Source organism: Epibacterium sp. HA2-3 (assembly GCF_055693725.2).
Window position 1 is genome coordinate 2162581 of sequence record NZ_CM172490.1, and the last position, 14044, is coordinate 2176624.

The 14044-nt window shown below is 61.4% G+C and carries 14 protein-coding genes; 4 read left to right on the forward strand and 10 right to left on the reverse strand.

What is annotated here, in order from left to right:
• Positions 1-58 precede the first annotated feature (58 nt).
• Entirely contained in the window at positions 59-805 is a 747-nt protein-coding gene (locus tag ACZ1HH_RS10135; protein ID WP_487320264.1) for an NUDIX hydrolase, read from the forward strand.
• Positions 806-831: 26 nt separating this feature from the next.
• On the opposite strand, the gene ACZ1HH_RS10140 is transcribed toward ACZ1HH_RS10135, so the two are convergent.
• From ACZ1HH_RS10140 to ACZ1HH_RS10150, 3 genes are read right to left on the reverse strand one after another with little or no spacing between them, the layout of a single operon-like run.
• Complete coding sequence (locus ACZ1HH_RS10140; RefSeq protein ID WP_011539505.1) at positions 832-1734, reverse strand: DMT family transporter; 903 nt, start codon at positions 1732-1734, stop codon at positions 832-834.
• Between the two features lie 45 nt (positions 1735-1779).
• Positions 1780-2748, reverse strand: a complete 969-nt coding sequence (locus tag ACZ1HH_RS10145) for a fatty acid desaturase (RefSeq protein ID WP_472637322.1) — start codon at positions 2746-2748, stop codon at positions 1780-1782.
• Between the two features lie 49 nt (positions 2749-2797).
• The gene (locus ACZ1HH_RS10150) at positions 2798-3004 is read right to left on the reverse strand and encodes a DUF2061 domain-containing protein (RefSeq protein ID WP_011539507.1); all 207 of its coding nucleotides are present in this window, start codon (positions 3002-3004) and stop codon (positions 2798-2800) included.
• Positions 3005-3108: 104 nt separating this feature from the next.
• Here ACZ1HH_RS10150 and ACZ1HH_RS10155 point away from each other — a divergent pair, with 104 nt between their 5' ends.
• Positions 3109-3978: a helix-turn-helix domain-containing protein gene (locus ACZ1HH_RS10155; RefSeq protein ID WP_168610401.1), complete on the forward strand. Its 870-nt coding sequence runs from the start codon at positions 3109-3111 to the stop codon at positions 3976-3978.
• A gap of 70 nt (positions 3979-4048) precedes the next feature.
• Here ACZ1HH_RS10155 and ACZ1HH_RS10160 read toward each other — a convergent pair whose 3' ends face one another.
• From ACZ1HH_RS10160 to bcoG, 4 genes are all read right to left on the reverse strand, one after another.
• Positions 4049-4801: an SDR family oxidoreductase gene (locus tag ACZ1HH_RS10160; RefSeq protein ID WP_011539509.1), complete on the reverse strand. Its 753-nt coding sequence runs from the start codon at positions 4799-4801 to the stop codon at positions 4049-4051.
• A complete protein-coding gene (locus ACZ1HH_RS10165) occupies positions 4801-6276 on the reverse strand; it encodes a carnitine 3-dehydrogenase (protein ID WP_011539510.1) in 1476 nt (491 codons plus the stop codon). The genes ACZ1HH_RS10160 and ACZ1HH_RS10165 overlap by 1 nt, the downstream gene beginning before the upstream one ends.
• A 12-nt stretch (positions 6277-6288) precedes the next feature.
• The gene (locus tag ACZ1HH_RS10170; RefSeq protein WP_472636564.1) at positions 6289-6849 is read right to left on the reverse strand and encodes a lipocalin family protein; all 561 of its coding nucleotides are present in this window, start codon (positions 6847-6849) and stop codon (positions 6289-6291) included.
• Between the two features lie 65 nt (positions 6850-6914).
• On the reverse strand, positions 6915-7832 hold the full coding sequence (gene bcoG, locus ACZ1HH_RS10175; RefSeq protein ID WP_487320265.1) for a 3-dehydrocarnitine:acetyl-CoA trimethylamine transferase BcoG: 918 nt from the start codon (positions 7830-7832) through the stop codon (positions 6915-6917).
• A gap of 134 nt (positions 7833-7966) precedes the next feature.
• On the opposite strand from bcoG, the gene ACZ1HH_RS10180 reads away from it, so the two are divergent.
• The gene (locus ACZ1HH_RS10180; RefSeq protein WP_472636565.1) at positions 7967-8998 is read left to right on the forward strand and encodes a GlxA family transcriptional regulator; all 1032 of its coding nucleotides are present in this window, start codon (positions 7967-7969) and stop codon (positions 8996-8998) included.
• A gap of 78 nt (positions 8999-9076) precedes the next feature.
• Here the strand turns inward: ACZ1HH_RS10180 and ACZ1HH_RS10185 are convergent, their stop codons facing one another.
• Positions 9077-10123: an aldo/keto reductase gene (locus ACZ1HH_RS10185; protein ID WP_472636566.1), complete on the reverse strand. Its 1047-nt coding sequence runs from the start codon at positions 10121-10123 to the stop codon at positions 9077-9079.
• A 273-nt stretch (positions 10124-10396) separates the two neighbouring features.
• On the opposite strand from ACZ1HH_RS10185, the gene ACZ1HH_RS10190 reads away from it, so the two are divergent.
• Positions 10397-11623, forward strand: a complete 1227-nt coding sequence (locus tag ACZ1HH_RS10190) for an MFS transporter (RefSeq protein ID WP_011539515.1) — start codon at positions 10397-10399, stop codon at positions 11621-11623.
• A gap of 143 nt (positions 11624-11766) precedes the next feature.
• Here ACZ1HH_RS10190 and ACZ1HH_RS10195 read toward each other — a convergent pair whose 3' ends face one another.
• Both ACZ1HH_RS10195 and ACZ1HH_RS10200 read right to left on the reverse strand, forming a co-directional pair.
• On the reverse strand, positions 11767-12240 hold the full coding sequence (locus ACZ1HH_RS10195) for a hypothetical protein (RefSeq protein WP_472636567.1): 474 nt from the start codon (positions 12238-12240) through the stop codon (positions 11767-11769).
• Positions 12241-12343: 103 nt separating this feature from the next.
• Positions 12344-14038, reverse strand: coding sequence for a flotillin family protein (locus ACZ1HH_RS10200; protein ID WP_472636568.1), 1695 nt, complete (start codon positions 14036-14038; stop codon positions 12344-12346).
• Positions 14039-14044: the final 6 nt, after the last annotated feature.

Here is a 14044-nt window from a genome sequence, read left to right on the forward strand (position 1 = left end):
CTTTCCATGTCAAAGACGTGACACTGCAAACGGCCCGCCCCTGCGGGCAGTTTTCTTCATGTCAGAGGGCACAGCGATGGCAGCGACCGGTGCAAGCGACACAAGCATAGACAAGACCACGATTCGCGATGCCGCGACGGTGATCGTGGTGCGCGATAGCAAAAGCGACGACCCCAAGGTCCTGATGGGCCAGCGTGGCGCCAAGGCCGCGTTTATGCCCAACAAATTTGTGTTCCCCGGTGGCGCAATGGATCTGGGCGATCGCGAGATTGCCCTGGCCGGTGACATTGGTGCGCCCTGCCGGAACCGCCTGCAAGAAGATGGGGGAGCAGAAGTCTGGCGCGCGCTCTGCGTGGCCGCAGCCCGTGAACTCTGGGAGGAAACAGGACTGATCCTTGGACAGCCGGGGTATTGGCCCGCCGAGGTGCCCAAGGATTGGCAGAGCTTTGCCGCAACGGGCCATGTTCCGGATGCTTCGGCGCTGACATTCGTGTTTCGCGCCCTGACCCCGCCGGGTCGCCCGCGCCGCTTTGATGCACGGTTCTTCTTGCTCAAAGCGGAGGATCTGCGCGGCGATCTAGATGACTTCTCCCGCGCCTCCGACGAGTTATCCCACCTGCAGTGGATCCCGCTCAGCCAGGTGCGCAGCTTTGATCTGCCGTTCATCACCGAGGTCGTGCTGGCAGAGGTCACCGCCAACCTGCGCCACGAAAGCCCCCCGGAGAGCACGCCCTTTTTTCGCAATGATGATGAAGAGAGCCTCTTTTTGCGCTTGCATGGCCGCCCGATGTCGCAGGCGGATTGAGCTCATCCGCAGCGGGTCGGGCGCGCTCAGAGCGCCAGAATAAGCGCGAGGATCGAGAGCACCAGGAGGGCCATGCCAATGATCTCCCGCCGCGTCACCTCTTCCTTGAAGACCAGAAGGGATGCGAGGAGAGACAGCAGAAGTTCCACCTGGCCCAGCGCTTTGACATAGGCTGCGTTTTGCAAGGTAAAGGCCAGGAACCAGCAAAAAGAGCCGCCCATGCTGGTGAGCCCCACCCAAACCGCGACCCGGCGCGCATCCCAGACCCGCAGGATCTCGCCGGGATCTCGCGACAGCAGCCACACAAGCATCATCGCGGTCTGCAAACAGACAACCACCCCTAGTGTGACCGCCGCCCGCAGCACGGCGTCCGGCTCCTGCAATTCAAGTGAGGCGCCGCGATAGCTCACAGCGGAAAAGGCAAAGAGCACCCCCGACCCCAGCCCCAAGAGCGGCGCGCGCCCGGTAAGTTGCCCCCAAAGCCCCTTGGGTCCGTCCTTGGTCTTTGACAACACCAGCACCGCCACCAGTCCAATGAGGATCGCAACCCACCCCAGCGGGGAGACCTCATCGCCCAAAATAACCAGACCCACGATCGCGGTCTGGATCACCTCGGTTTTCTTGAAGGTGATGCCAACCGCAAAATTGCGCTCCTTAAAGAGCGCGACGACGCAGACCGTTGCCAGGATCTGCGACAGGCCGCCGATTATGGCAAAACCCCAGAACGCTGCGCTCAGGGCCGGCAGCTCGGCGCCCGTTGCGCCCACATAGGCCCAAAGCAGCAGCAGGATCAGGGGCGCCGAATAGACGAACCGTGAAAACGTCGCCCCCGCCGCGCTCAGGGTGACGCTGCTCAGGACCTTTTGCAGCATGAAGCGCACGGTCTGAAAACTGGCAGCGGCGAGGGTGACGGGGATCCAGAGCGGCATGGGTTGACCTTATGGTATACTATCGCATACCGCCCTTATGCGCCTTTACTCGGAGGATTTCCAGAGCGGATGTGGCACCGGGTCTTTGGCGCGAAAGGCAAACTGGCGAAACACGCTCGCATAGCTGGGCAGCACATAGCCGTCATTCCGGTCCTGAAAGCGCGCGCGGTGCTGACGATAAAGCCTGGGCAACCGGTGCCACGGTACGCCGGGATAGAGATGATGCACAATATGGAGATTGTTGTTCAGGAACAGAAAACTCAGGATCCAGCCGAGCACTCCCCGTCCCTCCACGATTGCCGTGCGGCCGTGCATATCCTCATGGGCGCGGTGTTCCAGATAGGTACGGATCTTGAGCAATGCCAGTCCGATATAGGCAGCGCCCAGATAGGCAAGAACCGACATCTCCGAGAGGCTCACGATCCCCAAGACCAACAGGATTCCGATCCCGTGCAGCGCCCAATCGCGTCCGATCCCGCGCACACCATTGCGTGCCAACCGCCAGTCCGTCTGCATAAAGCAGATCTGCCCGATCATTGGCCCCAAGAGTATGCGCCCCAGAAGCGTATTGTTCACACGCAAGAGGCTCTGTCGCCATTTTGGCAGGCGCGCCCAGATCTCCGGATCCATGAAATTGCTCTCGGGATCATCATAAGGATCGGTGAGGTTTTCATCCTGGTGGTGCGCAAGATGCGTGTCGCGAAACCGGCCATAGGGCACACAAAGATTGAGCGGCAAAAACACCAGCGCCTCGTTAAGCGCGCGCCTCGCAAAGGGGTGCCCGTGCAACACCTCATGGCAGAGCGAGGAATGCAACGCCAACATTAGCCCCGCCGCCACGACGGCCAGAGCCTGCGATACCTGCGCCAGACCAAAGAGAGCGCCTGCCCAAAGGAGATAGCAAGCCACAATCAGGAGGAAAGTTCCCCATTCCGGATGTTTGGGCAGGACCGCTCGGGCCTCTGCTTCGGAGACGTCGATCGCGGGCGGGACCTCCAGCAAGTTCTCGGGCATCCCGATCGCGCTCTCGGCTGTCCTTGATGCCGGTTGCATGGCACTCATGTCATGCATGGTGACGCCCCCAGCGGATGCCCGCCCAAACCCGCTCGTAAATCAGATAGCTCAGGAAGCCGAGCGCGGTATTGATCCCCGCCATCATGCCACCTGCACTCAAGGAGCCGGTGGCGATAAACCCCACCGCCGTCATCGAGATCAGCCCGATCACATTCCACACAATCGCCTTCACGAGGGAGCGCCCGCGCGTTTCCATAGGTCCTCCAATGTTTGCTACACCTGCAAACTAGGCCAACGGCAGACTGTGCAGAATTCTGTATGTGATTAACAAAATTCATCAGATGTGATATTTGTCATCACATGACGGATAAAATCGACAAACGCCTCCGGGCGGTACAGTTTCGGGACCGCCTTGAGCGCGCGCTGCGCGACAGCGGCCTCAGTCAGAGCGCTTTGGCGCGCGCCACCGGTGTGGATCGCTCGACAATTTCGCAGCTCTTGACGGACGATGGCGCGCGCTTGCCCAATGCGCATGTGGTCGGCGCCTGCGCAGAGGCATTGGGTGTGTCGGCCGATTGGTTGCTGAGCCTCTCGGAGCGCCCAGAAAGCGCCGCGGAACTGTTGGCCTCCTCTATTGCGATGACCGAAGCGCCACGCGCGCTGGTGGATGAACGGATTTACGAGTGGCATCGCGAGGCCGCCGGCTACAAGATCCGCCATGTGCCCGCGACGCTGCCCGATATGCTCAAGACGCGCGCGGTGCTCGAATGGGAATATGCGCCACACCTGGGGCGCACCGCCGATCAGGCCATCGGCGCTTCCGAGGACCGGCTCACTTGGATGCGGCAGGCCGGGTCAGATTACGAGATCGCGCTGCCCATCTATGAGGTCGACAGCTTTGCCAAAGGGGTAGGCTATTACGAGGGGCTATCGGCTGAAATCCGCATCGAGCAGCTTGAGCATCTGGAGCGGCTGACCACGCAGCTATACCCGCGCCTGCGGGTCTATCTCTACGATGCAAAGCGATTATATTCGTCGCCGTTGACGGTGTTTGGGCCGCTCTTATGCGTGTTCTATGCCGGCAGTCACTACATGGCCTTTCGCGATCGCGCGCGGGTGGAAACCTACACCGGTCATTTTGATCGCCTGGTGCGCGAGGCAGACATCACCGCCCGGCAAGTTCCCGGGCGCCTGCGCGCACTGCGCGCACAGATCGGGGTGGCGACGTAGCGCTGCGCCATCCGGGCGGCTGGCGGCACCTGATCCGAGTGACCAAAACGCTCCGTGTTTGACGCCGGTCCTATACCTTCGGATCCGGGTTTTCCGTGTGGCCATCCACCGCAATGACCTGACCGGAGATGCGCCGCGAAGCCTCGGAGCCAAGGAACACCGCCATGTTGGCCACATCCTCAGCCGTGACCCAGGTGCGCATAGACGTGCCCGCGGCATAGCCCTCGTGGACCGCATCGCGGCTCATGCCTTTGAGTGCCGCCTCGCGCGCCAGAACGCCCTCCATGCGCGGCCCCTCGACCGCGCCGGGGCAGATCGCATTGGCGCGGATACCAAAGGGGCCGAGCTCCATCGCGAGGGTTTTCATCAGGCCAATCACAGCCCATTTCGCGGCCGCATAGGGCGCACGATTGGGATAGCCGTAGATCCCCGCCGTAGACGATGTAAGCACGATGCTGCCCTGCCCGGCCGCTTTCATGAGCGGTGCCGCGTATTTCGCCGCCAGAAAGGCACCCTCGAGGTTGACGCTGACACAGGCGCGCCAGTCCTCCAGCTGGATGTCTTCCACCAAGGCGGTCGGCCCGGCCACGCCAGCATTGGCGCAGAGCACATCAAGCCCGCCTGCCTGCGCAATCTCGGCAAAGAGCGCGCGCATCGCGACCTCGTCGGTGGCATCGACCTGCCGCGCGTTCCACCCGTCGGGCAGCGCGGCCAGGGCGTCGCGATCCACATCGGAAACCCAGACTTCGGCGCCCGTCGCGACAAAGCCCTCTGCCATGGCGCGCCCGATACCGGACGCGCCCGCCGTCACCAAAACGCGCATTAGCGGGGCGCACCGATGGCGCGACCCAGCCCTTCGGGTGCGGGCAACGCCGCATGTGCCTCGGCGAGCTTCACAAGATTGGCCTCGATATGCGCGGCCGGCGGTGCCGAGCGGCGGGTTTTCAGATCCACATGCAAGAGCATATGCTCGCCGGTCGCCAGGAGGCGGTCGCCTTCATACATCTCGTGCCAGAGGTGCATCTTCTTACCCGCGCCCATGATGACCCGCGTTCGGACTTGGACCGGGTGGCCCGCGTGGACCTCGTCGATATGGCGGATATGGGTCTCGGCGGTGAAGTAGCTGCCGCCTGAGGCGATATAGTCGGCGTCACAGCCGATGATCTCCATCAGCCGGTCGGTGGATTGGGCAAAGGCATCCAGATAGCGGCTCTCGGTCATGTGGCCGTTGTAGTCGGTCCAATCGAGCGGCACGACGCGGCTCTGGGTGAGAATGGGCTGCGACAGATCGGCAACGTCCTCCATGCTGCGCGCAAGCCCCGCCTCTGACAGGCGCGCGGCGTCATGAGCATTCTGAAGCGCCCCGGCACCCCAGTTGTTTGCGCCCAGCGCCCGCATCATCCCCACGAGGTTGTCATCGCGGATACGCTCGAGCTCGCGGATGGAATACTGCCCTGACTGTGCGTCCGACTGGCCTGCGATCAGGTCGACCAACGCATCATTATACTCGGGCACATCCATCAGTTTGGTCCAGGGCCAGCTGAGAGCCGGGCCGAACTGCGCCATGAAATGCTTCATGCCCGCCTCGCCGCCCGCAACGCGGTAGGTTTCAAACAGCCCCATCTGCGCCCAGCGGATGCCAAAGCCATAGCGGATTGCGTTGTCGATCTCTTCGGTGGTGGCGATGCCATCTTTTACCAGCCACAGCGCCTCGCGCCAGACCGCCTCAAGGAACCGGTCCGCCACATGAGCGTCGATTTCCTTTTTCAGGTGCAAAGGATACATGCCGATTTCGGTGATGATCGCCTTGGCCTTGGCAATCATCTCGGGCGTGTTCACATCAGTTGTGACCACCTCCACCAGCGGCATGAGATAGACCGGGTTGAAAGGATGCGCCACCACGATCTGCGCGGCGTTGGTGAACCCGTCCTGCAATTGCGAGGGCTTGTAGCCCGAGGTCGACGAACCAATCACCGCGCCGCCGGGCGCATGCGCCTCGAGCTCTGCGTATACTTTCTGTTTCAGATCGAGCCGCTCGGGCACGCTCTCCTGTACCCAGTCGACGCCCTGCACGGTTTCCGCGAGGGTCTCGTGATAGCTCAGACTTCCTTCGGGTGGCAGCGCCACATTGCCAAGCCCGGGCAGGCTGCGGCGGGCATTGGCAAGAACATCGCCAATCTTGCGCTCGGCTTCGGGATCCGGGTCAAAGACCCGCACATCCCAGCCATTGAGCAAGAACCGCGCGGCCCAACCGCCGCCGATAACGCCACCGCCAATGATTGCTGCTGTTTTTGTCATATCCCGTTGTCCCTAGTTCTGGGGCACCATCTCCAGGGCCCCGGTGTCATATCCATTCTTGCGCAGGACCGCTTTTGCAGCCTCCAGCTCTGTCGCGCTGATGTTGGGCGTGCGGGCCAGAATCCAGCCCTGCTTGCCTTTTGGCGTGCCGATGACCGCCACCTGATAGTCCGCGTCCACGTCCAGCACCCAGTAGTCCCCCCATGTGAAAGGCAAGAGCCGCAACCAGGAGACAAAGCTCACCTCAAGCTTGCCAGGCCCTGCGACGCGCGCCACGCCTTCGGCCGTTTCCAGCGGTCCCGTCACGCCACCCTTGCGGCAGCTGTTCACCACCTTGATGCGATCCTTGGGAAGCGGGCTGTACTCTGCGGTCACCGCCGCACAGCCCTGCTCAAACCGGTTGGGAAACCGCGCGATCTCGTACCAAGTGCCAAGATAGCGCGACAGGTCCAGATCCTCTTGCACGGTCATCGCAACATCGGTGTCGCGATACCCTGCAGCCTGCACCGGTGCCGCGAGTGTAAGAGCAACCAGGGTGGCGGCGAGTGTGGAGCGAAAAGCAACTGCAATCATGATACGGACCTCCGGGGGCAAAATGTCTTTCAACTCTAACCCCTGCCCCCGGCTTTCGTTCCCGATTACTTGGTGATCGGGGCGCGTTTCTGCAGGCCAAGCTTCTCGCGCACTTCTGCCGGCGTGATCACACGCGCGCCAAGGTTGGACACGATGGTGCCTGCGCGCTCCACCAGTTGCCAGTTTTCGGCCAGCACGCCCTTGTCGAGATAGAGGTTATCCTCCAGCCCCACGCGCACATTGCCGCCTGCCAGCACTGAGGCCGCCACATAAGCCATCTGATCACGCCCCAGCGAGAACGCCGACCAGTTCCAGTCGTCGGGCACGTTGTTGACCATCGCCATAAAGGTATTGAGATCATTGGGCGCCCCCCATGGGATCCCCATGCAGAGCTGCACCAGAGCATCCGATTTCAGCACGCCGTCTTTGACCAGTTGCTTGGCATACCAAAGATGCCCGGTGTCAAAGGCTTCGATCTCGGGCTTCACACCGAGATCCGTCATCATCTGCCCCATCGCCTGCAACATGCCGGGCGTGTTGGTCATCACATAGTCGGCCTCGGCAAAATTCATGGTGCCGCAATCCAACGTGCAGAGCTCCGGCAGGCATTCCGCCACATGCGCCACACGCGCGCTTGCGCCGATCATGTCGGTGCCGTCTTCGGTCACGGGCAGCGGGCGCTCGACCCCGCCAAAGACGATATCGCCCCCCATGCCCGCAGTAAGATTCAACACCACATCGGTATCGCTCTCGCGGATGCGGTCGGTGACCTCGCGGTAAAGACCAAGATCCCGCGAGGGCGCGCCGGTTTCTGGGTCGCGCACATGACAATGCACAATCGCGGCCCCTGCCTTGGCGGCGGCAATCGCGCTTTCTGCAATTTCCTTGGGCGAACGAGGCACATGCGGGCTGCGATCCTGCGTTCCCCCAGAGCCGGTCACTGCACAGGTGATAAAGACCTCTCGGTTCATGGAAAGCGGCATTTTGTGTATTCCCTCTGATGTACAGGGTTGTGCCCCGGGTTATCCCCAGGCTTCTCCCCGGATTCCAATTTGCGCTGATCTGCAGTCTGGCTCAGCCTTGGCAGCAAGAGTTGACGCGAAGCGAATCGAAGTTGATGAAATCCGCAAAAAACATCCTCCAGCCGGAGAACCGCCCCCTCAAGACCGCCGTTCTGGTGATGGATGAGTGTAACACATTGTCCTTTGCCGCAGCAGTCGACCCCATGCGCGCCGCCAATCGGCTGGCGGGGCGGGCGGCTTTTGACTGGGACTATGTCAGCGCCACAGCCGAGCCGCCGATGCTCACCTCCGGCCTCACCGTGCCGACCACGCCGCTGGCGCGGTTGGATGACTGTGACCTCTTGATTGTCGTTGCCGGCTTTCAACTGGCACGCCATGCCACACCAAGCCTTCTGGCCGGTCTGCGCCGCATCGCGGGCAGTGGCGCCACCATCGCCGGGATCGACGGGGGCCCCTGGCTCATGGCCGAAGCCGGGCTGCTGGACGGCCATGCGGCAACGACCCATTGGGAAGATCTGGAGAATTTCTCGGCCCGCTTCCCCGATATTCACTGTCGCACGGATCGCTTTACCGTCTCCGAGGGGCGCATGACTTCAGGCGGGGCGACGCCGGCAATCGAGATGATGTTGCATATCATCGGCGCGCGTCACGGGCATGGCTTTGCCTCACGGGTGGCAGGCCTCTTCCTTTATGACGGCACCGCCTCGCCCCAGCGCAGCCAGAGCCGCCTTGGTCATCACAAGCACAACGCCCTCACCGCGAAGGCCAACGCCATAATGGAAGCCGCGCTGGATGACCCCAAACCGCTGGCGGAAATCGCCGAAGTGCTCGGCACCAGCCCCCGCAGCCTGCAACAGCAATTCCGCCTGCGCCTCAACACAACGCCACAGGATCACTATCTGCAACTGCGTCTGGCAGAGGCCCGCCGACTGGTCACAGACACCAATCTGCCCTTGATGGAAATCGCGGTGGCGACCGGATTCACGTCGCAATCCACCTTTGCGCGCGCCTTTCGCACCGCGCATGGGCTCTCGGCGCGCGAGCTACGCCAGAACAGTGCCGAGACCGCGTTTGCAAGCTACCCTGTGCTCAAGGCAACCAGCCACGCCAGCCACAGCACCAACTAGCCCTTCATCTTTTTACAAATATCCCGGGGGTGAATTGCCCGATCAGGGCAAGAGGGGGCAGCGCCCCCTCCGTTGGCCTCAGTACGGCATCGCATGGGCGCGATGGGCCTGATCGATCTGAGCCAGAACTTCGGGCGCCAGTTCAAGATCCGCACCTTCAAGGATATGCGCGAGCTGCGCCACATCGGTCGCACCAAAGATCGCCGAAGCCATAAACGGCCGTGTCCGGCACCACCCCAGCGCCATATGCACCGGATCCAGCCCATGATCGGCCGCGATCGTCAGGTAGGCCGCGACGGCCGCCTCTACCCGATCAGACTGCCGCCCGCCCATCTCCGGGTTGATCGACTTGCGCGACTTCTCCGGCACCGCACCCTCTTGATATTTCCCGGTGAGATACCCGGCCCCCAAAGGAGAGAACGACAGCAAGCCAACATCCTCATAGTGGCTCAGCTCTGCCAGGTCCGTGTCATAAAGCCTGCACAGCAAAGAGTATTCGTTCTGGATCGAGGCAACCCTCGGGCCCTTGCCCTCTTCCGCCAGACGCAGCCATTGCGCAGTGCCCCAGGCGCTTTCATTGGAAAGCCCAAAGGCGCGGATGTTGCCCTTTTCGACTTGCGCCTGCAACGCGGCGAGGCATTCTTCCATATCCGCGATCACCTGCGCGCGATCATAAGAAGAAGCGGTCGGATCATAACTCCAGTTCTTGCGGAACATGTAGCTGCCGCGGTTTGGCCAGTGAAACTGATAAAGGTCAATGTAGTCGGTCTTGAGCCGCTTCAACGATGCCTCAACGGTCGCCGCAATGGTTTTGCCTGTGATCGGCGCCCCATCGCGCGCCACGGAGCCCTCGCCCGAATGTTTTGTCGCAAGAATATAGTCCTTCCGGCGGCCTGTCTTTTGGTTCCAGTTGCCGATGATCTCTTCGCTCAGACCAAGGGTCTCCGCCCGAATGGGGTTCACTGGATACATCTCAGCGGTATCGAGGAAGTTGATCCCCGCTTCCAGTGCCATGTCGATCTGCGCATGCGCATCTGCTTCATCGGTCTGAGTGCCATAGGTCATGGTCCCAAGGCACAGATCGGTCACCATCATATCTGTGCGGCCAAGCCGGTTCTTCTTCATCTCGCGCTCTCCTGATGTTCTGTTCCTCGCGGACCCTAGCCCGCCGGGGAGCGGATGCAAGTCATTGAACGGCGCTCCTGGGGCGCGTTGCCCACCCTTTTACCTACTTGCCTCAAATCTGGTCCTTTCCCCTTTGCATGCCCGACACCCCCTTGCACAGGCCAGCGCCACACTGCGATCTGCGCCGCATTGGCCACAGCACATGAAAAACGACCCCCGAACGTCGAAAACGCAACTGCACCGATCTGGCAAATCCCTATGGTCGGCCCTGTTATGCGCACGATCCTCTCTTTTGCCGCCCTCTTTCTTTCCGTGATTTTGCTTCAGCTCTCGACCGGAGGCGTGGGGCCGCTGGATGCCATTTCCGGTGCCGCGATGGGGTTTGACAACCGCCAGATCGGCCTTCTGGGCTCGGCGCATTTCTTTGGCTTCTTTATCGGCTGCTGGTGGACCCCGCGCCTTATGGGTCGTGTTGGACATTCGCGCGCTTTTGCGGTTTGCACGGCACTTGGCGCGATGGGCCTCTTGGCGCATACGCTCACGGACGATCCCTACGCATGGGCCGCCATGCGCATCGCATCTGGCCTCTGTGTCGCGGGCTGCTACACGGTCATCGAGGCCTGGATCAACGCAAAGGTCACCAATGAGAACCGGGGCCGCACCTCCGGTCTCTATCGGATCGCCGACACCAGTGCGTCTCTGGCGGCGCAGCTGTTGATCGCGGTGCTGCCGCCTGCGCATTACATCTCGTACAACCTGCTGGCGATCCTGTGCTGCGCAACGCTGCTGCCGCTGATGATGACCCGCGCGAGCCAGCCCGAGATGCCCGCCGCCCCGCGCCTGAGACCCCGTCTGGCCTGGCGTTGTTCACCCCTCGGGGTGGCCGGCGTGATCGTCTCCGCCCTGAGTGGCGCCTCCTTCAGGATGGTTGGCCCGATCTACGGTCAGGAAGTCGGACTGGTGATCGACCAAATCGCCTTTTTCCTTGCCGCCTTCGTTCTCGGCGGCGCACTCGCGCAATACCCCGTGGGCTGGCTTGCGGATAAATTCGACCGTCGCTGGGTGCTCATCTGGCTCTCAGGCGTCTCGATGATTGCCTGCGCCGTAACCCTGCCTGCAAGCGGTGGCGGCACGATTGCCATCATGGCGTCGGCGGCTTTCTTCGGCCTGACGACAGTGCCGATCTTTTCTGTCTCTGCCGCGCATGCCAATGACTTTGCCACCTCCGAAGAGCGGGTGGAGCTCTCGGCGGCCTTGATGTTCTTCTACGCCACGGGCGCGATTGCCGCACCCTTTATCGCCTCGGCCCTTATTGAGGCCTTCGGGCCAGGGGCGCTATTTGTCTTTATCGCAGTGGGGCATGCGGGGTTGATCGTCTTTGGCCTTGCAAGGATGCGCAGCCGCGCCACCCCAACCGAACGCACCCGCTACGTCTATGCGCCGCGCACGTCATTCACGATCGGCAAGATGCTGAAACGCGCCCGTGAAGGGCGACAGTAGGAGTGCCCAACCTGTCAAAGGCGAGGCAAACCTGTCTGTCTGAGATTGGGACTAAGTGAGCATTCGCTGCAACTGCGCCAGTGGCGTCTTTCGAATGGGCAGCGAGATGGTTGGGGGTACGCGCGCTAGTATTCTCAAGCACTCTATGACGGGGCTTTGGTGTCTTCGAGCAGTTTAAGACGATTCGAAACCTCATTTTCTTTTGACTTCGCCATTTGGGTACGCCCAAACATCAAACCGGCGCAGATGAAATACCAACGAAAGAACCACGGGCTGACAATTGCCAAACCCCCGAGCCCTAGAACCAGGCTGAAGACTGCCCCCAAAAACCCTGTGTTCTCAAGCAGGACGACTGACAAGATGCCAATCGGGATCATTGGCAAGAAGAACCAAATCCATAGAGTGCCAAAGGCGAATAGGGCGAACAAAGGTACTTTTTGCGCGGCTTTGACCGCCCAAATTTCATGCCGATTAAAGTTCAGTTTTACCCAACGGGAGACTCTCTTTAAACGAGATGACCCACGATTTTCGCTTGCTTTCACTTCAATCATCCAAACAAGAGTTGTTTCTGCAGGCTCTGAGTAGCAGACGTTTGTCCTACTTGCAGCATCCGTCAAGATGGACTCAAAGCTGCCAAACCCGTATTCACATTCCATCGCGCCCAAAACAAAAAGGGCCAGCGCGCGGCCAGCCCTTTCCGATGTCTCAGCGCATCAGCGCTTAGTGAACCTCTGAGGTCTTCGCCTCATCCGTTGCCTCCGGGTCGGCGGCGACTTCGGGGGCGATGTCATTGCCCTCCAGCATGCCGTTCACCACGCCGGACACGCCGTCCTCCATGGAAATACCCAGTTCACGGCCGAGTGTTTTGAGCGCCGGCATCTGCACCGCCATGCCCATGATGGAATCGAGCGCCTGATTGACCACGGGTTTGTCGCCAGAGGCACCGGCCCCGGTACTGCTGTAGGCCGCACCGCCGCCCACGCCGCCGACCTGATGGATCTTGATCGAGTCGATTTTCTCGGCCGGTTTCACCATCTCTGCAATGATCGAGGGCATCGCCTCGATGCGAGCGAGGTCAACCTTCATGCGCACCAGTTCCGGCGAAAGCGCATTGTCAGCGTCGACCAGCGCGCGTTTACCTTCGGCCTCCGCCAGCATGTCGTTTTTCTTGGCCTCAGCGCGAATATTAAGCGCATCGGCCTCGGCCTGTGCTTCCTCGCGGCGCGCTTCGGCGCGGTCGGCGGCAGCTTCTTTTTCGGCCTGTGCGGCCAGACGAATGCCGGTGGCTTGGCGCTCCGCCTCTCGCGCGGCCTCAATGAGGACAATCTGCTTTTGACGCTCGGCCTCGGCCACCTGACGGGCGGTTGCCACGGCCTCGGTCGCCTTGATGGCCTCGGCACGGGCGAGGTCGGCAGAGGCGCGGGCGCGGCTTTCTTCCTCGGATTTCTGCGCAATGATGATCTGGCGTTCCTGCTCGGCCACCTCCAGTTCGCGCTCCTTGGTGATCTCGGCCTCGCGGATCTTGCGCTCGCGCTCAATATCGGCGGCGCGGATGGCTTCTTCGCGGGCGATGCGGGCGCGTTCGGTTTCACGCACCGAGTCCTCGGTCCGGGCTGCGATCTCCGCCTCTTGGGCGACTCGCATGGTCTCGACCTTTTGCATCTGCTCGATGCGGGCCTGCTGTTCATCCTGCTCGATCAACAGCTTGTGACGCTCGGCTTCCATTGCGGCGCGGCGCACGGCGACTTCTGCCTCTGCATCGATCTGCGCGCGCTCTTTTTTGGAGGTCGCAATCACCTCTGCCAGCTTGCGCATACCGACCGCGTTAAAGGCGTTGTTTTCATCCAGCGCCTCAAAGGGTGTCTGGTCGAGCGCGGTCAGCGAGACGGATTCAAGCGACAGACCGTTTTTCAGCAGATCCTCGGAGACGGCATTCTGCACCTCCTGCACAAAATCGGCGCGGTTTTCATGCAGCCCGTCCATCGTCATCTGGGCCGCCACGGCGCGCAGACCATCGATGAGCTTGCCTTCGATCATCTCGCGCAGCTGCTCAACGTCGAATGTGCGATCCCCAAGCGTCTGCGCCGCGCGCGAAATCCCTTCTTCGGTGGCCATCACCGAGACGTAGAACTCCACACCCACATCGACCCGCATGCGGTCCTGGGTAATGAGTGCCGCCTCACCCGAGCGCTGCACCTCCAGACGCAGGGTCTTCATGTTGACCGGGCTGATTTCATGCAGCAGCGGAACCACAACCGTACCGCCGTCCATAATGACCTTTTTGCCGCCAGAGCCGGTCTTTACCAGGCTGACTTCACGGGTGGCCCGGCGATAGAGCCGTCCAAGGACAAGCCCGATGAGGGCAACCAGCGCCAAGATACTGATGACCGGCACCAATAGGAAAGATCCATCCATCCCAAT